This window comes from Pseudomonas sp. 14P5.3.2, assembly GCF_057799175.1.
Genome location: NZ_JBYOKU010000005.1, coordinates 100,559 through 118,047 on the forward strand (window position 1 = coordinate 100,559; position 17,489 = coordinate 118,047).

Here is a 17,489-nt window from a genome sequence, read left to right on the forward strand (position 1 = left end):
AAAAGTCTTGGAGGTCGATATTTTTTCAGGCAAAAGGCTTTGCCGGTATCGATCTATTACGAAGGGGAGAGGCTATGACTGATCCGTATATCGAAGACGATGGTGCCGAATTTTCATTCAACAACTGCGTCCGCTGCGGCCAGACGGAGTATCAGGCGGGCTTTGGCGAGGATCCGGTTCAGACCGGCAAGATCAAGTCCACTGCGCCCAAGGGGGCGAAGGCCAAGTTTCTTCCGAAGGTCTCGGCACGATCGAGAAAGTGATAGATGACAGAACGACCCCGTCTATGAACGGGGTTTTTTATGCCCGAGGTTTATGTAGGGAAATCTCCTACAAGCGATGGGGCAAATTCTGAATTTTTTCACAAACTTTTCACGTCCACAGACGTAGGGTGAAGCCATCCGTTAGAAAGCAAGTCTCCAGCCCGTCTCCCCAGCGGGCTTTTTTTTGCCTGCGATAAAACCTTTTGCGAAATCGCTGTCCAATCGGCGCCAAGTGCGCGGCGGCAGCTGAATTCTCTGGACTTCAGCGCGTCGGCAGCTTTCAATCTCGGCCCCTTTTGATCTCCCTATTTTTGAGGTTTTTTTCATGCGTCTAACATTGCCTGCTCTGGTTCTGGGGCTTCTGGTTGCTCAAGGTGCGGTCGCCGGTGAAGGCACTGCTGCACTCGGCGGCGGACTGGGTGGCGCGCTGGGTAATGTGGTCGGCCAGAAAATGGGCGGCAGCACGGGCGCAGCGATTGGTGCCGGTGTTGCAGGCGCGGCCGGCAGTGCCATGGCAGCCGGCAAGGGCAGTCGGACCAAAGCAGCTATCGGCGGTGGTGTTGGCGCGGCCGGTGGTTCGGTGATCGGCAACAGCCTGGGCGGCAGAAATGGCGCGACCATTGGCGCAGGCCTTGGTGGCGCTGCGGGTGGTGCGGTGGGCACCAACCTGTCCAAAGGTCACAAGCGCCACTGATACCTAGCGCTTGTCAGAAAAAGCCCGGCTCGATGCCGGGCTTTTTCATGGCTGAACGTTTTCCCGGAAAGCCTCTCAAATTTGGCACGAGCCCCTGTGGGCATACCGTCCCGATTCGGGAACTGTGAGGTTCAAATGCGTTTGTCATTGTCTGCACTGTTTTTCGGATTACTGGTCGCTCAAGGCGCGATGGCCGCCGGCGATGGCAGCGCCGCCGTCGGTGGCGGACTGGGCGGTGTGCTCGGGAATGTGGTCGGTGGCCAGCTCGGCGGCAGCACCGGTGCGGCGGTCGGCGCAGGTGTAGGCGGCGCCGCGGGTGGCGCGGTCGGAGCGAATAAACACAATCGCACTGAAGCCGCCATCGGCGGTGGCCTCGGCGCAGCCGGCGGTTCAGTGGTCGGCAACAGCTTGGGCGGCTCCACCGGTTCCGCCATTGGTGCCGGATTGGGCGGCGCGGCCGGTGGTGCGGTGGGTAACAATCTGGGTGGCCACGGCGGGAAGGGGCATTCCGGCGGTGGTCACAAGCACAACAAGTACAAACATAAAAACCGCCACCATTGATTGAATACCGAAAACAAACCCGGCCTCGCGCCGGGTTTTTCGTGTCTGGCGATCGGACTCCGGAACGATTGGCTGTAGGACTTTTCGAACGTTATACAACCCACAGCTGCAGAGGTTTGCCATGACTCCGGAAACAGAAGGCAAGGAAGAAAAAGGTCCGAGCGGTCTGCCGTTTATCAATGATCCGGGGAACGAGGATCCGGGGTCGCTGATGGATGATGCGACGGTGCCGTTGAATGATGCGGATGAGGCGGATATGGAGTATGAAGAGGATGAGGATGAGCAATAAGTTGTCTTGATAGTCGAGCGCGGTAGCGCACTGAATTTCAAAATCCGGGGCCTGTACTTCAGGCCCTTTGATTCGGATCGGTCTGCTCGCGAGGTCAAGGTCGATAAAACAGTCCCACTGATTCTGATGGGAAGTGAATGGCGCACCCTACGCCGTGCAGTTCATATTGAATTTCATCAGTTATTTCACCGCAGCGTGCGATTTGCTTGCTCCGCCAAAGTCTTAAAATTCCGCGTGAAAGAGGTGCGCGGACTTTGCGGGGGATCAAAATGGAAAGAAGTCGGGAAAGCAGGCGTTAGCTGTAGGGCGTTTCGCTAAATATCAGAGAGTCATTCCACGGGTTAAACATTGCCCGTTGCTCAATGTCCACTGGCCTCGCTATGCTGCTGAACCCATTAATCAGATCCGCGCAGCGGCGCCGATTGCGCCGCCCGGGATGTTTTTGATAACGGATCCGATGATGAATGCACCGATGAAGGCGTTTGGCCCGATCAAGGCCGTGATTTTCGACATGGACGGTCTGCTGCTGGACACCGAAGGCATCTACACCGAGGTCACCTCGCTCATCGCCGAGCGTTACGGGCGGACTTTCGACTGGAGCATCAAACAGAACATCATCGGTCGCGGGGCCAATGATCTGGCGAACTACGTGGTGCAGGCGCTGGATCTGCCGATCAGCGCCGAAGAGTTTCTGGTGATCCGTGAGCCACTGATGCGTGAGCGCTTTCCAAAGGCCCAGGCGATGCCGGGCGCGGAGGAGCTGATTCGCCACCTCAAGGCGCATAACATTCCAATTGCCGTGGGCACCAGTTCGTCGCGGCAGTCGTTCGGCCAGAAAACCACCTTGCACCGCGACTGGTTTGCGCTGTTCGATTTCATCGTCACGGCGGACGACCCGGAAGTCGGCGCGGCGAAACCGGCGCCGGATATTTTCCTCACCGCTGCCCGGCGTCTGGGTGTTGCACCTGAAGATTGTCTGGTGTTCGAGGATTCGCCGTTTGGCGTCACAGCAGCCAAAGCGGCGGGGATGACCGCCATTGCGATTCCGGATGCAGCCATGGCTGATGAAAAATACGCGCATGCCGACGGGATTCTGCGCACGCTCAAGGCTTTCACCCCGAGTGCCTGCGGTTTGCCGGCGCTGGATTGGGCTTGATCAGCCGATAAGCACGCATGAAAAACGCCGCCCTCTGCAAAGAGGCGCGGCGTTTTTTGTACCCGGGATTCAGCGCAATCAGGCGCCAAAACCACCGTCGATGGTCAGGCTGGCACCGGTGATGTAACCGGCTTCCGGGCCTACCAGATAAGCGACGAAACCGGCGATTTCATCGGCGGTGCCGTAACGGCCCACCGCCATCAGCGGGATCAGGCTCTCGGCGAATTCGCCATGGGCCGGGTTCATGTCAGTGTCGACCGGGCCGGGTTGCACGTTGTTGATGGTGATGCCGCGCGGGCCGAGGTCGCGGGCCAGGCCTTTGGTCAGGCCGACCAGGGCCGATTTGCTCATTGCATACACACCGCCACCGCCGAAGGGCATGCGGTCGGCGTTGGTGCTGCCGATGTTGACGATGCGCGAGCCTTCGCCCATGTGTTTGGCGGCTTCCTGAGACGCGATGAACACGCTGCGGACGTTGATCGCCAGTGTCTGGTCGAAGTCTTCCAGTTTGAAATCTTCCAGCGGTGCGATGGCCAGGACGCCGGCGTTGTTCACCAGAATATCCAGGCGGCCAAAGGCTTCGACGGTGGCGCTGACGGCGTTGCGGATAGCGGCTTCATCGGCGCTGTCGGCCTTGATCGCCAAAGCTTTGCCGCCGGTGGCGGTGATGCTGTTCTGCAACTCTTCGGCCTTGGCGGTGGAGCTGACGTAGGTGAAAGCGACAGCGGCGCCTTCAGCAGCCAGACGTTTGACGATGGCGGCGCCGATACCGCGGGAACCGCCTTGAATCAGAGCGACTTTGCCGCTGAGGTGTTGAGTGGTCATGTTCGATCTCCAGAGAATTCAAGGCGGGGTGCCTTGTTGTTGGAGCCGAGTATCGGCCTCGCATCGACAACCGTGTAGACCATGATTGCTATAGTCTGTGTAAACCAGAAGTTTATAGTGGCGATCATGGAAACTTTCAGCAGTATCGAATGCTTCGTGCGCAGCGCCGAAGTCGGCAGCTTTGCCGAAGCCGCCCGGCGCTTGAGCCTGACCCCGGCCGCCGTTGGCAAGAGTGTGGCGAAGCTCGAGGGACGGCTCGGTGTACGGCTGTTCCAGCGTAGTACACGCAGCCTGACCCTGACCGAGGCCGGTCAGCTGTTTTTGAGTCAGGTCAGCGGCAGTCTGACGACGATTCAGAATGCGGTGGCCAATCTTTCGAGTGTGGAAGGACTGCCGGCGGGGACGTTGAAAGTCAGCATGGGCACGGTATTCGGGCGTTTGTACATCGTGCCATTGCTGCAAGAATTTTTACGTCGGTTTCCGGCGATCAACCCGGACTGGCATTTTGATAACCGTCAGGTCGATTTGATTGGGCAGGGTTTCGATGCAGCGATTGGCGGGGGATTTGAGTTGCCTCAAGGCGTCGTCGCACGCAAATTGGCACCCGCGCATCGCGTGTTGGTGGCGTCCGCGGACTATCTGCATCAGCACGAGGCGATCGCTGAGCCGGATGACCTGCAACATCACGATGGCATCCTGATTCGTTCGCCGCAAACCGGTCGGGTGCGCTCCTGGCAGTTGATCAGTGGCGGCAGTCAGCTCTGTCAGCCCTTGACCCTCAAGACGCGCATGACCATGAGTGACTCCGAAGCCGCCTGCGCCACGGCAGTACAGGGGTTGGGGATCGCACTGGTGAGCATGCCGTTTGCTGTGGGTTATCTCGAGGCGGGCACCTTGCAGCGCGTGCTGCCGGACTGGTACATCGATGACGGCAACATTTCGATCTATTACGCCGAGCATAAATTGTTGCCGGGCAAGACTCGGGCGTTTGTCGATTTTGTGATTGAGCAGTTTGCGCAGCAGGGGTTGGCTCGGCGGTTCAGTGCTTTCTGAGCAAGACGTGGCACCGAGTTGACCCATTCGCGAGCAAGCCCGCTCCCACATTGGATTTGTGAACGCCACAGATCCAATGTGGGAGCGGGCTTGCTCGCGAAGGATACGACTTGGTATTCGTCTGTGAACTCAGCGAGCAAACCGCTCCGCCCAGCCAATAATCTGCTTCGGCCGTGGTGTCGCGTAAGTCCGCACCTTGGACGTCGACAACCCCAGCCGCACCAGCGATTCAGCAATGGTCACCGCTGCCGTCACCCCATCCACCACCGGCACCCCGGTGCGGCGACGAATCTGTTCATCCAGCCCGGCCATGCCGCCGCAGCCCAGACAAATCACTTCAGCCTTGTCCTGGGTCACCGCCAGTTCCGCCTGCTGCACGATGGCTTCCAGTGCGCGCTGCGGTTCATGTTCCAGCTCCAGCACCGCCAGGCCACTGGCTCGCACCGACGCGCAGCGATCCCACAGGCCCGACAACTTCAGCCGATCCTCGATCAGCGGCACGGTGCGATCCAGCGTGGTCACCACCGAATAGGCGTGGCCAAGAAACATCGCGGTACTGGCGGCGGCGTCGGTGATGTCCACCACCGGCACGTTAAGCAGCTCCTGCAAACCTTCGCGGCCGTGTTCGCCGTAACCGGCCTGAATCACCGCGTCGAACGGTTGATCGTAGGACATCACCCGATCCATCACGGCGATGGCCGCCAGGTAACTTTCGAAATTGCCTTCCACCGAATCGGCGCCGAAGAACGGCGTCAGGCCGACGATTTCCGTACCCGGGGCAGCGACCGCTTGCGCGGAGCGGGCGATGGCCTGGGTGATGGATTCGGTGGTGTTGACGTTGACCACAAGAATACGCATGAGAAGTCCTTATTGCGGGCAGTTCAGCGGCCCAAATCCGGGCCGCAATGAAGTTAATGGCTGACGTTGTCTACGGCGATCGATTCGCCGTTGACGTCGGCGTAGTGCGGTTGGCGTTTGGCGATGATCAGGTAGAGCATGGCGGCGATGCCGGCGCCCACCAGCCAGGAGAACGGCGAGATGCTGTGGAAGCCCGGCACCAGTGCCAGGACGATGGCGATCAACGCTGCCGGAATGAACGCCGCCACGGCACGGAAATTCACTCCGTGGCTGTAGTAATAAGCGCCGTTGGGATCTTCGCTGTACAACTGCGGGACGTTGATCCGGCCTTTGCGGATCAACCAGTAGTCGACCATGATCACCCCGTACAACGGGCCGAGCAGGGCGCCGAGGCCGGAGAGGAAATACACGATCACCAGCGGGCTGTTGTAGAGGTTCCACGGCAGGATCAGCACGGCGATGGTCGCGCTGATCAGCCCGGCGCGGCGGAAGGTCAGGTACTTCGGCGCCAGGTTGCTGAGGACGAACGCCGGGGCGACGAAGTTGGCCATGATGTTCACCGCCACGGTGACGATCAGGAACGCCAGGCAACCCAGTACCAGGAAAAATGTGTTGGGGATCGAAGCGATGATTTCGGTCGGGCTTTCGATGATTCGCCCGTTGATCTGAAATTGCGCACCGCAAAGCAGGACGGTGATGGTGGCGAACACCAGAATGTTCACCGGCAGGCCCCAGAAGTTGCCGATCTTGATGGTCTTGCGGCACGGCGAGGAGCGGGCGAAGTCGCAGAAATTGAGGATCAGCGTGCCGTAGATCGCCAGCCACAAGGCGCCGCCGGCAAAGATGTTGCGCCACATCTCGCCACCGCTCAGCGGTTCGCGGATCGACCAGGCAATCGTGGCGTTGGCCTGGGTGTACATCCACGCGGCGAGGGCAGCGACGGTCAGCAGAATCACCGGGCCGGCAAAAGCCTCGTAACGGCGAACCATTTCCATGCCGTAGGCGAGAATCGCCAGCTGCACGAGCCAGATCGCCACGAAACACACCCAGCCCAGCGACGACAGGCCGAGGATCGAGTTGTGGTCGTAATCGGCGAAACCGGGGTGAATCGCCGTCAGCAGCACACGAAACACCACCGACGCCAGATACGTCTGAATCCCGAACCAGGCGATGGCGATCACCGCGCGGATCAATGCCGGAATCTGCGCGCCGTGGATGCCGAAACTGATCCGGCTGATCACCGGAAACGGCACCCCGGTTTTCTGCCCCATGTAGCCGGACAGGTTCATGAAGAAGTACACCAGCGCCGCGCCGATCCCCAGCGACAGCAGAATCTGCCAGCCCCCCAGGCCCAGCGCGTACAGACCGATGGCGAACGAGTAGTTGGCGATGTTGTGCACATCGTTGGTCCACAGGGCAAAAATGCTGTACTTGCCCCAGCGCCGACCTTCGGCCTTGGTCGGCGCCAGATCGCGGTTGTGCAGACGGGGGCTCAGTTGTAACGGTTCAGTCAGACCATCGTGGGGCAATGGCTGGTCGAGGGCAGAGGCGGGCAGATTCAGCGCGATGTTGTTGGAGAGACTTGTACGCATTCCGGCAGGCTCCTGATGGGCGGGGCCGCGATGACTGTGCATGAGCGCTCAGGCTCGACAAATCTTCGTCGCGGCCAGCAGACATCACTGGTTACGGGGCATCTGCAGCCTGTACGGGATAGGGCGCTTCAGGCTTGCGGATCGAAAGTGTGGATTGATGTTTTGCAGTTTTGTATACAAAACATGTATGCACTTAAGCCAGATTTGTGCCAGTTAGCGGTCTATGGAGCGCCCTGCTCATTTCGAAAAATTATCGATGAATGCTAAGTGCTTGAAAGTAAGTGGTTATAAATTGACCAGTTGAACAGGTATTTATTTTTTACGGGGGATTTTGCGGAGGAGGCACAGCAGAGGGGCGTTCAGTAGGGATGTAACTTTTCAGGGCGCGAAAACAAAAAGTGCACACATAAATGGCACCGATGGTGACATTCGTGTGTACACATTTTTTTCATGGCACCACAAAGCAAATGTGGGAGCGGGCTTGCTCGCGAAGGCGTTTTACCAGTCAACAAATCCGGTGACTGACAGACCGCTTTCGCGAGCAAGCCCGCTCCCACAGGGGGGGCATCATTGGGGCGGAGATTTATGCCTTGCTGATGATATTCCCCGCATGTAATCCGCATTCTTTCTGCGTCGCCTCTTCCCACCACCAGCGGCCTTCACGCTCGTGCTGGTTTGGCAGGACCGGACGAGTGCACGGTTCGCAACCGATGCTGATGAAGCCGCGTTCATGCAGGCTGTTGTACGGCAGTTCAAGCATGCGGATGTAGCCCCAGATCTCTTCGCTGGTCATCTGTGCCAGCGGGTTGAACTTGTACAGGGTGCGCTCGGTCGTGGAGAACGCGGTGTCGATTTCCAGCACCGCCACCGCGCTGCGGGTGCCCGGGCTCTGGTCGCGGCGCTGGCCGGTGGCCCAGGCTTTGACGCCGGACAGTTTGCGGCGCAGTGGTTCGATCTTGCGGATGCCGCAGCATTCGCCATGGCCATCTTTATAGAAACTGAACAGGCCTTTTTCCTTCACGAACGGTTCCAGCTTTGTGTAGTCCGGCGACACCAGTTCGATATCGATCTTGTAGTGCTCACGCACTTGATCGATGAAGCGATAGGTTTCCGGGTGCAGGCGGCCGGTGTCGAGGCTGAACACCTTGACGTTCTTGTTCAGCTTCCAGGCCATGTCCACCAGCACCACATCCTCGGCGCCACTGAAAGATATCCACAACTCGTCACCAAACTCGGCGAAGGCGAGTTTCAGGATGTCCTGGGCGGATTTGTTGGCATAGGTCGTGGCGAGTTCCACGACATCGAACGTTGGGCTCATCAGGGCGGCTTCCTACAGGTCGGTGGCGCTGGGCGCTCTATATGGCGGCGATGTTAACAAAAAGCGGCGGGGTAGAGTGTGCCTGCTGCGTTGCGTGGTCGCGGGGGAGTCGCTAGAGTTCGGGCTCGCTCGACTCAATAATCACTACAAACGGGAGTGTCTTGTGGAAATTGCTTGCCTGGATCTTGAAGGGGTACTGGTACCGGAAATCTGGATCGCCTTTGCCGAAAAAACCGGAATCGAATCCCTCAAGGCCACCACCCGGGACATTCCCGATTACGACGTGTTGATGAAGCAGCGTCTGCGCATCCTCGACGAGCATGGCCTGAAGCTTTCGGACATTCAGGAAGTGATCGCCACCCTCAAGCCGCTGGACGGCGCGGTGGAATTCGTTGACTGGCTGCGCGAGCGCTTCCAGGTGGTGATTCTCTCGGACACGTTCTACGAATTTTCCCAGCCGCTGATGCGTCAACTGGGTTTCCCGACCTTGCTTTGCCATCGCCTGATCACTGACGACAGCGGCCGGGTGACCAGCTATCAATTGCGTCAGAAAGATCCCAAGCGTCAGTCGGTGCTGGCGTTCAAGAGCCTGTATTACCGGGTGATTGCGGCGGGCGATTCGTATAACGACACAAGCATGCTGGGCGAGGCGGATGCGGGGATTCTGTTCCATGCGCCGGACAACGTGATTCGTGAGTTTCCGCAGTTTCCCGCCGTACACACCTTTACCGAGTTAAAGCAGGAGTTCCTCAAGGCCTCGAACCGGGATTTGAGTTTGTAATTACAACATTGTGGCGAGGAAGCTTGCTCCCGCTCGGCTGCGCAGCAGTCGTAAGATTTTGGGGAGCGCTTCGCACTCCAGCGGGAGCAAGCTCCCTCGCCACAAAAACTTATAGGTTTTGCAGGGTTTCGAGGAGGATTCTGACCTTGGTAATCGACTCCTGATACTCCGCCTGCCAGTCCGAGTCGGCCACGATCCCGCCACCGCCCCAGCAACACACCTGCCCATCCTTGACCAACAGACTGCGAATCGCGATGGAGCTGTCCATCTCGCCGCGTACGTCCAGATAAAGTAACGAACCGCAATACAACCCGCGCCGGGTCGGTTCCAGTTCATCGATGATCTGCATCGCGCGAATCTTCGGTGCGCCAGTGATCGAGCCACCGGGGAAGCTGCCGGCGATCAGATCCAGTGCGTCGCGATCCTCGGCCAGTTCACCGGTCACGCTGCTGACCAGGTGATGCACATTCGGATAGCTTTCCAGACTGAACAGCTCCGGCACCCGCACCGAGCCGATGCGGCAGGTACGGCCGAGGTCGTTGCGCAGCAGGTCGACGATCATCAGGTTTTCCGCGCGGTCCTTGGGGCTGGCCAGCAGTTCGGCGGCGTTGGTCGCGTCTTCGGCAGGCGTCAGGCCACGCGGGCGGGTGCCCTTGATCGGGCGGGTTTCCACTTGTCGTTGGCTGACTTTGACGAAACGTTCCGGCGACAAACTCAACACTGCGTCGCCGTCGGGCAGGCTCTGGAAGCCGGAAAACGGCGTCGGGCAGGCCTCGCGCAGCGCGCAATAGGCCAGCCACGGGTCGCCCTGACACGGCGCACGGAAACGCTGGGCGAAGTTGACCTGATAGCAGTCGCCGGCCTGAATGTAGTGATGAATGCGTTCCAGCGCCTGGCGATAGTCATCGGCCGACAGGTCGGCGGTCATCGGCGTGTTCAGCTTGAACGGCGTCAGCGTCGCTGAGGTCGGCTGGCTGAACAGCGCGATCAGCCGTTGCCGTTCGCTGGCGGCCAGTGACGGGTGAAACACCAGTTGGCTGGTGGCGGTCTGGTGATCGCTGATCAGCGCCCAGTCGTACAGACCGAACCGCGCGTCGGGCAATTGCAGATCATCCCGAGCCTGGCTCGGCAGGTGTTCCAGATGCCGACCGAAGTCGTAGCTCAGATAGCCGATCAGGCCGCCGGCGAACGGCAGTTGATATTCCGCAGGCAATTGCGCTTCGCCCAGACGGCTCAGATTATCCCGCAGGCGTTGCAGGAACAGGCTGCCGCTTTCGTCGGGCAACACTGCCAGTTGTTCCAGCGGCCAGGCGCTGAGCAGGTCATAACGGCCACGGTCGGCGCTCGGCCGGCCGCTGTCGAGCAGCACGGCGCCGGGTGCATGGCGGATGGCCGCGAAGTAGTCGGCGGGGTTGGCGCGGTAGGGCAGCGGGTGTACGGAACAGGTCAACATGGGCGGGGCAGATCGGCCATCGAGGCGGGGTGGGGATTGTAGTCCTCTCGGCTGCCAGATCAAAATCAAAAGCTACCCCCTCACCCCAGCCCTCTCCCCCAAGGGGGCGAGGGGGAAAGGGGGCGGATCTTCATGCTTTTCAAGTTCTGAGTTCGACTCGAACTTGCAGGTCGATGTACTTCGAGCATCCAACACGGTCAGTCCCCTCTCCCTCCGGGAGAGGGCTAGGGTGAGGGGCTCTTCAGCTTTTCAGCTTCAGCCCTCGACCGCCGGGATATGCCCAAACATCTCCTGGGTAAACGCCACTCGCTCTTCAACCGACTCGGTCACCCCTTGCGCCTTCAGCGCTTCCAGATGCGCCTCGACCGCGTGCGTACGCTGGGTCAGTCCGCAATCGTTGGCAATCTGGATATTCAGCCCCGGTCGCGCATTCAGCTCGAGAATCAGCGGGCCTTTTTCCTGGTCCAGGACCATGTCCACGCCGATGTAACCCAGCCCGCACAGCTCGTAGCAGCCGGCGGCGAGTTTCATGAAACCATCCCAGTATGGCAGTTGCACGCCGTCCACCGCGTTGGTGGTGTCGGGGTGTTTGTTGATGATGTTGTTCAGCCAGGTACCGCGCAGGGTCAGGCCGGTGGCCAGATCGACACCGACACCGATGGCCCCCTGGTGCAGGTTGGCCTTGCCGCCGGACTGGCGGGTCGGCAGGCGCAGCATGGCCATCACCGGGTAACCCATCAGCACGATGATGCGGATGTCTGGCACGCCTTCGTAGCTGATGCTCTTGAAGATCTGATCCGGGGTCACCCGGTATTCGATCAGTGCGCGGTCGCGGTGACCGCCCAGCGAATACAGGCCGGTGAGGATGCTCGAGATGTGATGCTCGAGTTCTTCGTGGGCGAGGATCTTGCCCGAGACCGTGCGATAGCGGCCCTCGAAGCGGTCGGCGATGACGATGATGCCGTCACCGCCGGCACCCTGGGCGGGCTTGATCACGAAGTCGTTGTGCCCGCCGATGATCGCGTCGAGCTTGTCGATTTCCTTCTCCGTGGAGATCACGCCGTACAGCTCCGGCACGTGAATGCCGGCAGCGATGGCGCGCTCCTTGGTGATGATCTTGTCATCGACGATCGGGTACAGACTGCGCTTGTTGTACTTGAGCACGTAGTCGGCGTTACGCCGATTGATGCCCATGATGCCCCGCGCCTCCAGCGCCTTCCAGGTCTTCCAGAAACCGAACATCAGGCGTCAGCCTTCTTCAGGAAAGCCTTGAAACGCACCAGTTCGGTCAGGCGGTAGCCGCGATAGCGACCCATCGCCAGCATGAAACCGACCAGAATCAATAGGATCGCCGGGAAGGTGAACACGAAGTACACCAGCTCCGGCACGGTCATGATCAGGTGCGCCAGCGAGGCGGCGAACAGGGTGCCAATCGCCACTTTCAGGGCATGGCTGGCGCCGCGTTCTTCCCAGGTGATCGACAGGCGTTCGATGGTCATGGTCAGAATCACCATCGGGAACAGCGCCACCGACAGACCGCGCTCCAGACCCAGCTTGTGGCTGAACAGGCTGATCGCTGCGATCAGCACCACAACAAAGGTCAACACCACCGACAGACGCGGCAGCATTTGCAGCTTCAGGTGTTCCAGATACGAACGTAATGACAGGCCCAGCGCGGTGATCACGGTAAACAGCAGGATGCCGAAGCCCAACTGCGTTTCGCGGAAGGCCAGGGCGATCAGCACCGGGGTGAAGGTGCCGAGGGTCTGCAGGCCGATCAGGTTACGCAGGATCAGGATCACCAGCACGCCGATCGGGATCATCACCATGATCATGAACGTCTGCTGGGTCTGCAGCGGCAGGCCATACAGCGAGTATTCGAGGAAGTTGGCGTCAGTGTTTTCGTCGGTCAGCTTGGCCAGACGAATCGCGTTCATCTCGCTGTTGTTCAGGCTGAAGGTCACGTTGGCTTTCTTCGCGCCCTCGATGGTGATCAGGTTTTCATCACCGGTCCACCACAGCAGGCGGTCGGTCGGCAGGCCTTGTTCGCCGGTTTCCGGGTTGAAGTACAGCCAGTCGTTGCCGTTGAAGCTGCGCAGCCACAGTTCCGGGGTTTGCGGTTGATCGGCGACGAGGCGGATGGTGTGGACTTTTTCCACCGGCACATGAGCGATGGACAGCAGCAGCTCGACGATTTTCGCTTTGTGCGCGGTCGACGGGTCGCCGGCCAGCAGCAGTTTGACGTTGTCATCGTTGGCGTTGTTGACGCGTTTGATCGCCTCGCCGATGAAGGTTTCGACGTCGGCCGAGTGCTGGCGAATCGGCGCGAGCAAGGCTTCGGCTGCGATTTTTTCCGGGCCTTCGATGGCGATGCTGTCGCGGAAGGTCGGGCCTTTGATCTTGGATTTTTCTGCGGTGTAGCGTTTGGTCAGCACCAGACGGTAATAAAGGGTCTGGTTGCCCTTGGCCCGGCGCGCCGACCAGGTGACCTTGCGGTTGCCGTCGACGCGGTTGACCGCCACGCCGTAATTATTGGAGATAAAGCTTTCGTTGAGGCTGACGTAATCGCGGCTCAGGGGCGGCACGAACATCTGCACCTTCACCGGGTCCTTGGTACTGGCGACGAACTCGACTTTGGCGTCGATGTTCCACAGGTCGTCGGTGGCGTCTTCGGTCACCGGAATGCCGAGCACGAAAATCTGATAGGCCGTAACCGAAACGCCCAGGAGCACCAGAATGGTGATCAGGATTTTCAGGTGGAAGGTTAGAGAACGCATGGAAATTACTCGGCGGTATGAGCGGCGATGGTGCAGGCGGGTTTGCCGGCAGCGTATTTAAGACTGGGGTCGACCAGCGCATCGAAGCGTTTCAGCGCTTCGGAGCCGATCAAAAGCGGGTATTGGAACGCACTACGGTCGGTCAGGTTCACTTCGATGCTGCGCAGCGCCGTGCCCATGCAAATATCCAGTTCGATCACCGGGCGGGCCGTGTATTGCTTGCCTTCTTCCGGGTCATAGTCGCCGGCGCGGCGCTTGATCTTGCTGACCCGGGCCAGCGGCCGCTCGATCGGGTGCGAATGCGCAGCGTCGATCGCCAGGTAGAAGCGCACCCAGGACTCGCCGTTACGTTTGAAGCGCTTGATGTCGCGGGCACTCAGCGAGGCGGTCTTGGCGCCGGTGTCGAGTTTGGCCGCGACTTCCAGATTGATGCCATCAAGCGCTGCATATTCGTTGAGGCCGTACACGGTTTTTTCCCCCGCCGTGGCGAGGCCGGGCAGGCAAAACAGCGCAAAAAATGTGGGGAAGGGCTTGAGTCTCATAAATCCTGGTGCGCAGCGTTCCGTTTTCGGTTCAGGTTCCTGGCAAAACTGCGCAAGCTCCTTTGTGTGCCTATCAGCTTTTTATGACAAGCCGTACAAAAGGCCAGCAAATGCGGGCGGCATTCTAGCACGGTGGTTTTATGGCGCCAGCGCCCGCACCGGTCTATAACCCTTCGCAACTCCTGTGGGAGCGAGCTTGCTCGCGAAAGCGGTAGATCAGTCGACATTGATGTGAATGTCAGTACGTCTTCGTCGGAACGCCGCCCGGAGCAAGCTCGCTCCCACAGGGTTAAGCACTAAGAAAGGGTCGCCTAGGGTTATTAGACGATTGTCGACAATGCGTATTTATCCTTTGACTGATGTGGGCGAATTGGCTAGTTTTTGCCGCATTGGATTTAAAGGTGTCGACAATATGCTGGATCAACTCGATCCCCCGGTCATCAGCGGCGACGATTCCGAGACGCTCTCGGAAAACGTCTTCCGGCGCATCCAGGCGGCCATCGTCAAGGGCGAGATCGCCCCGGGCAGCAAGATCTCCGAGCCCGAGCTGGCGCGCACCTACGGCATCAGTCGCGGACCGTTGCGCGAAGCCATCCACCGACTCGAAGGCCAGCGTCTGCTGGTGCGCGTACCGCATGTCGGCGCGCGGGTGGTGTCGCTCAGTCACGCCGAATTGCTCGAACTCTACGAAATTCGCGAATCCCTTGAAGGCATGGCCTGTCGGCTGGCGGCCGAGCGCATGAGCGTCGAAGACATCGACGAATTGCGCCGGGTGCTGGAAACCCACGAGCGCGACGCCGCGTTCCAGGCCGGTGTCGGCTACTACCAGCAGGAAGGCGATTTCGACTTTCACTACCGAATCATCCAGGGCAGCGGCAACCGCACCCTGACCCAGATGCTCTGCGGCGAGCTGTACCAACTGGTGCGCATGTACCGCATCCAGTTTTCCACCACGCCGAACCGGCCGCGTCAGGCCTTCGCCGAACACCACCGGATTCTCGATGCCATCGCCGACCGTGACGGCGAACTCGCGGAATTGTTGATGCGCCGTCACATCGGCGCCTCGAAACGCAACATCGCCCGTCATTACCAGGACGGCGCCGACAATAAGACAGCCACTGAACGAGGTGAGTCATGAGTTCCAAGCAGAACACTCCAGGCCAGCGTTTCCGCGATGCGGTCGCCAGCGAGCATCCATTGCAGGTGGTCGGCGCGATCAACGCCAACCACGCGCTGCTGGCCAAGCGTGCCGGGTTCAAGGCGATCTACCTGTCCGGTGGCGGGGTGGCCGCAGGCTCGCTCGGCGTGCCGGATTTGGGCATCACCGGTCTGGATGACGTGCTGACCGACGTGCGGCGCATCACCGACGTCTGCGACCTGCCGCTGCTGGTGGACGTCGACACCGGTTTCGGCGCCTCGGCGTTCAACGTGGCGCGCACCGTGAAGTCGATGATCAAGTTCGGCGCCGCGGCGATTCACATCGAGGACCAGGTCGGCGCCAAGCGCTGCGGCCACCGTCCGAACAAGGAAATCGTTACCCAGCAGGAAATGGTCGACCGCATCAAGGCCGCGGTCGATGCCCGCACCGATGACAGCTTCGTGATCATGGCGCGGACTGACGCACTGGCGGTTGAAGGTCTGGAATCGGCACTGGATCGCGCCGCCGCGTGCATCGAGGCCGGCGCCGACATGATCTTCCCGGAAGCCATCACTGAACTTGAGATGTACAAGCTGTTCGCCAACCGGGTGAAGGCGCCGATCCTCGCCAACATCACCGAGTTCGGCTCGACGCCGCTGTACACCACCGAGCAACTGGCCGGCGCCGACGTGTCGCTGGTGCTGTACCCGCTGTCGGCGTTTCGCGCGATGAACAAGGCAGCGGAAAACGTCTACACCGCGATCCGCCGCGACGGCACCCAGCAGAATGTCATCGACACCATGCAGACGCGCATGGAGCTTTACGACCGCATTGACTACCACACCTTCGAGCAGAAGCTCGATGCGTTGTTTGCCGCTAAAAAATAAAGGCGAAGATCAAAGGATCGCAGCCTTCGGCAGCTCCTACATGAACCGCATTCCCCTGTAGGAGCTGTCGAGTGCAACGAGGCTGCGATCTTTTGCCAACAACACCGTAATTGCAGATTCCCTAACAAATTCAAGATTGGAGACAGCAATGGCCGAAGCAAAAGTACTCAGTGGCGCCGGGCTCCGGGGCCAGGTTGCCGGGCAAACCGCACTGTCCACCGTGGGCCAGGCCGGTGCCGGGCTGACCTATCGCGGCTACGACGTGCGTGAACTGGCAGCAGACGCGCAGTTCGAAGAAGTGGCTTACCTGCTGCTGTACGGTGAGCTGCCGACCCAGGCACAACTTGACGCCTACCAGCAAAAGCTGAGCAAGCTGCGCGACCTGCCGCAAGCACTGAAAGAAGTGCTCGAACGCATCCCCGCTGACGCCCATCCGATGGACGTGATGCGCACCGGTTGCTCGTTCCTCGGCAACCTCGAGCCGGAGAAAGACTTCTCCGAACAGCGCGACAAGACTGACCGTCTGCTGGCCGCATTCCCGGCGATCATGTGCTACTGGTATCGCTTCAGCCACGACGGCAAGCGCATCAACTGCGTCAGCGACGAGCCAACCATCGGCGGCCACTTCCTGCACCTGCTGCACGACAAGAAGCCGAGCGAACTGCACGTCAAAGTGATGAATGTGTCGCTGATCCTTTACGCCGAGCACGAATTCAACGCCTCGACCTTCACCGCGCGGGTTTGTGCATCGACCCTGTCTGATCTGTATTCCTGCGTCACGGCGGCCATCGGCTCGCTGCGCGGCCCGCTGCATGGCGGCGCCAACGAAGCGGCGATGGAAATGATCGAGCGCTTCTCGTCGCCGGAAGAGGCGATCAAAGGCACCCTCGGCATGCTCGAGCGCAAGGACAAGATCATGGGCTTCGGCCACGCGATCTATAAGGACAGCGATCCGCGTAACGAGGTGATCAAGGGCTGGTCGAAAAAGCTCGCTGACGAAGTCGGGGACAAGGTGCTGTTTCCGGTTTCCGAAGCCATCGACAAGACCATGTGGGAGCAGAAGAAACTGTTCCCCAACGCCGACTTCTACCATGCCTCGGCGTACCACTTCATGGGCATCCCGACCAAGCTGTTCACGCCGATCTTCGTCTGCTCGCGCCTGACCGGCTGGGCCGCGCACGTGTTCGAACAGCGCGCCAACAACCGCATCATCCGTCCAAGCGCCGAGTACATCGGCGTTGAGCAGCGCAAGTTCGTGCCAATCGAACGTCGCTGAATGGTGGACCTGCCACCCGGGTAACT

The 17,489-nt window shown here is 59.9% G+C and carries 18 protein-coding genes; 10 read left to right on the plus strand and 8 right to left on the minus strand.

Annotated elements, in window-relative coordinates:
- Positions 1-74 precede the first annotated feature (74 nt).
- The 5 genes from AC27VU_RS06020 (at position 75) to AC27VU_RS06040 (ending at position 2,963) form a co-directional block, all read left to right on the plus strand.
- Positions 75-263 carry a hypothetical protein gene (locus AC27VU_RS06020; protein WP_488723659.1) on the plus strand — a complete coding sequence of 63 codons (189 nt, stop codon included), beginning with the start codon at positions 75-77 and terminating at the stop codon, positions 261-263.
- A gap of 325 nt (positions 264-588) precedes the next feature.
- Positions 589-957: a hypothetical protein gene (locus AC27VU_RS06025; protein ID WP_045122356.1), complete on the plus strand. Its 369-nt coding sequence runs from the start codon at positions 589-591 to the stop codon at positions 955-957.
- Positions 958-1,092: 135 nt separating this feature from the next.
- Entirely contained in the window at positions 1,093-1,518 is a 426-nt protein-coding gene (locus tag AC27VU_RS06030) for a hypothetical protein (RefSeq protein WP_488723660.1), read from the plus strand.
- Positions 1,519-1,639: 121 nt separating this feature from the next.
- Positions 1,640-1,807, plus strand: coding sequence for a hypothetical protein (locus AC27VU_RS06035; protein WP_003223252.1), 168 nt, complete (start codon positions 1,640-1,642; stop codon positions 1,805-1,807).
- 460 nt (positions 1,808-2,267) lie between these two features.
- Positions 2,268-2,963, plus strand: a complete 696-nt coding sequence (locus AC27VU_RS06040; RefSeq protein ID WP_003223254.1) for an HAD-IA family hydrolase — start codon at positions 2,268-2,270, stop codon at positions 2,961-2,963.
- 78 nt (positions 2,964-3,041) lie between these two features.
- Here AC27VU_RS06040 and AC27VU_RS06045 read toward each other — a convergent pair whose 3' ends face one another.
- Entirely contained in the window at positions 3,042-3,788 is a 747-nt protein-coding gene (locus tag AC27VU_RS06045; RefSeq protein ID WP_003223256.1) for a 3-oxoacyl-ACP reductase family protein, read from the minus strand.
- Between the two features lie 126 nt (positions 3,789-3,914).
- Here AC27VU_RS06045 and AC27VU_RS06050 point away from each other — a divergent pair, with 126 nt between their 5' ends.
- Positions 3,915-4,841: a LysR family transcriptional regulator gene (locus AC27VU_RS06050; RefSeq protein WP_488723661.1), complete on the plus strand. Its 927-nt coding sequence runs from the start codon at positions 3,915-3,917 to the stop codon at positions 4,839-4,841.
- Between the two features lie 129 nt (positions 4,842-4,970).
- Here the strand turns inward: AC27VU_RS06050 and AC27VU_RS06055 are convergent, their stop codons facing one another.
- From AC27VU_RS06055 to AC27VU_RS06065, 3 genes are all read right to left on the minus strand, one after another.
- Positions 4,971-5,699, minus strand: coding sequence for an aspartate/glutamate racemase family protein (locus tag AC27VU_RS06055; protein ID WP_047292982.1), 729 nt, complete (start codon positions 5,697-5,699; stop codon positions 4,971-4,973).
- A 53-nt stretch (positions 5,700-5,752) separates the two neighbouring features.
- The gene (locus AC27VU_RS06060; protein WP_488723662.1) at positions 5,753-7,291 is read right to left on the minus strand and encodes an NCS1 family nucleobase:cation symporter-1; all 1,539 of its coding nucleotides are present in this window, start codon (positions 7,289-7,291) and stop codon (positions 5,753-5,755) included.
- 583 nt (positions 7,292-7,874) lie between these two features.
- On the minus strand, positions 7,875-8,609 hold the full coding sequence (locus AC27VU_RS06065; protein WP_488723663.1) for a phosphoadenylyl-sulfate reductase: 735 nt from the start codon (positions 8,607-8,609) through the stop codon (positions 7,875-7,877).
- Between the two features lie 163 nt (positions 8,610-8,772).
- Here AC27VU_RS06065 and thrH point away from each other — a divergent pair, with 163 nt between their 5' ends.
- Positions 8,773-9,390, plus strand: a complete 618-nt coding sequence (gene thrH, locus AC27VU_RS06070; RefSeq protein ID WP_262143125.1) for a bifunctional phosphoserine phosphatase/homoserine phosphotransferase ThrH — start codon at positions 8,773-8,775, stop codon at positions 9,388-9,390.
- A 109-nt stretch (positions 9,391-9,499) separates the two neighbouring features.
- On the opposite strand, the gene pabB is transcribed toward thrH, so the two are convergent.
- The 4 genes from pabB to rloA all read right to left on the minus strand — a co-directional run bounded on the left by pabB (position 9,500) and on the right by rloA (position 14,162).
- Positions 9,500-10,843 (minus strand): aminodeoxychorismate synthase component I, encoded by a 1,344-nt coding sequence (pabB, locus tag AC27VU_RS06075; RefSeq protein ID WP_488723664.1) that lies wholly within the window; start codon positions 10,841-10,843, stop codon positions 9,500-9,502.
- 255 nt (positions 10,844-11,098) lie between these two features.
- Entirely contained in the window at positions 11,099-12,085 is a 987-nt protein-coding gene (locus AC27VU_RS06080) for an alpha-L-glutamate ligase-like protein (RefSeq protein WP_003223264.1), read from the minus strand.
- Complete coding sequence (gene rloB, locus AC27VU_RS06085) at positions 12,085-13,620, minus strand: osmotic stress tolerance membrane protein RloB (RefSeq protein ID WP_226500324.1); 1,536 nt, start codon at positions 13,618-13,620, stop codon at positions 12,085-12,087. Before rloB ends, AC27VU_RS06080 begins: the two co-directional genes overlap by 1 nt.
- Before the next feature lie 5 nt (positions 13,621-13,625).
- Positions 13,626-14,162, minus strand: a complete 537-nt coding sequence (gene rloA / locus AC27VU_RS06090; protein ID WP_103484623.1) for a retropepsin-like aspartic peptidase RloA — start codon at positions 14,160-14,162, stop codon at positions 13,626-13,628.
- A 415-nt stretch (positions 14,163-14,577) separates the two neighbouring features.
- Between rloA and AC27VU_RS06095 the strand changes: the two genes are divergently transcribed.
- The 3 genes from AC27VU_RS06095 to prpC all read left to right on the plus strand — a co-directional run bounded on the left by AC27VU_RS06095 (position 14,578) and on the right by prpC (position 17,463).
- A complete protein-coding gene (locus tag AC27VU_RS06095) occupies positions 14,578-15,300 on the plus strand; it encodes a GntR family transcriptional regulator (RefSeq protein WP_174377155.1) in 723 nt (240 codons plus the stop codon).
- The gene (gene prpB / locus AC27VU_RS06100; protein WP_041067638.1) at positions 15,297-16,187 is read left to right on the plus strand and encodes a methylisocitrate lyase; all 891 of its coding nucleotides are present in this window, start codon (positions 15,297-15,299) and stop codon (positions 16,185-16,187) included. The genes AC27VU_RS06095 and prpB overlap by 4 nt, the downstream gene beginning before the upstream one ends.
- A 148-nt stretch (positions 16,188-16,335) precedes the next feature.
- Positions 16,336-17,463 (plus strand): bifunctional 2-methylcitrate synthase/citrate synthase, encoded by a 1,128-nt coding sequence (gene prpC, locus AC27VU_RS06105; protein WP_003223270.1) that lies wholly within the window; start codon positions 16,336-16,338, stop codon positions 17,461-17,463.
- Positions 17,464-17,489: the final 26 nt, after the last annotated feature.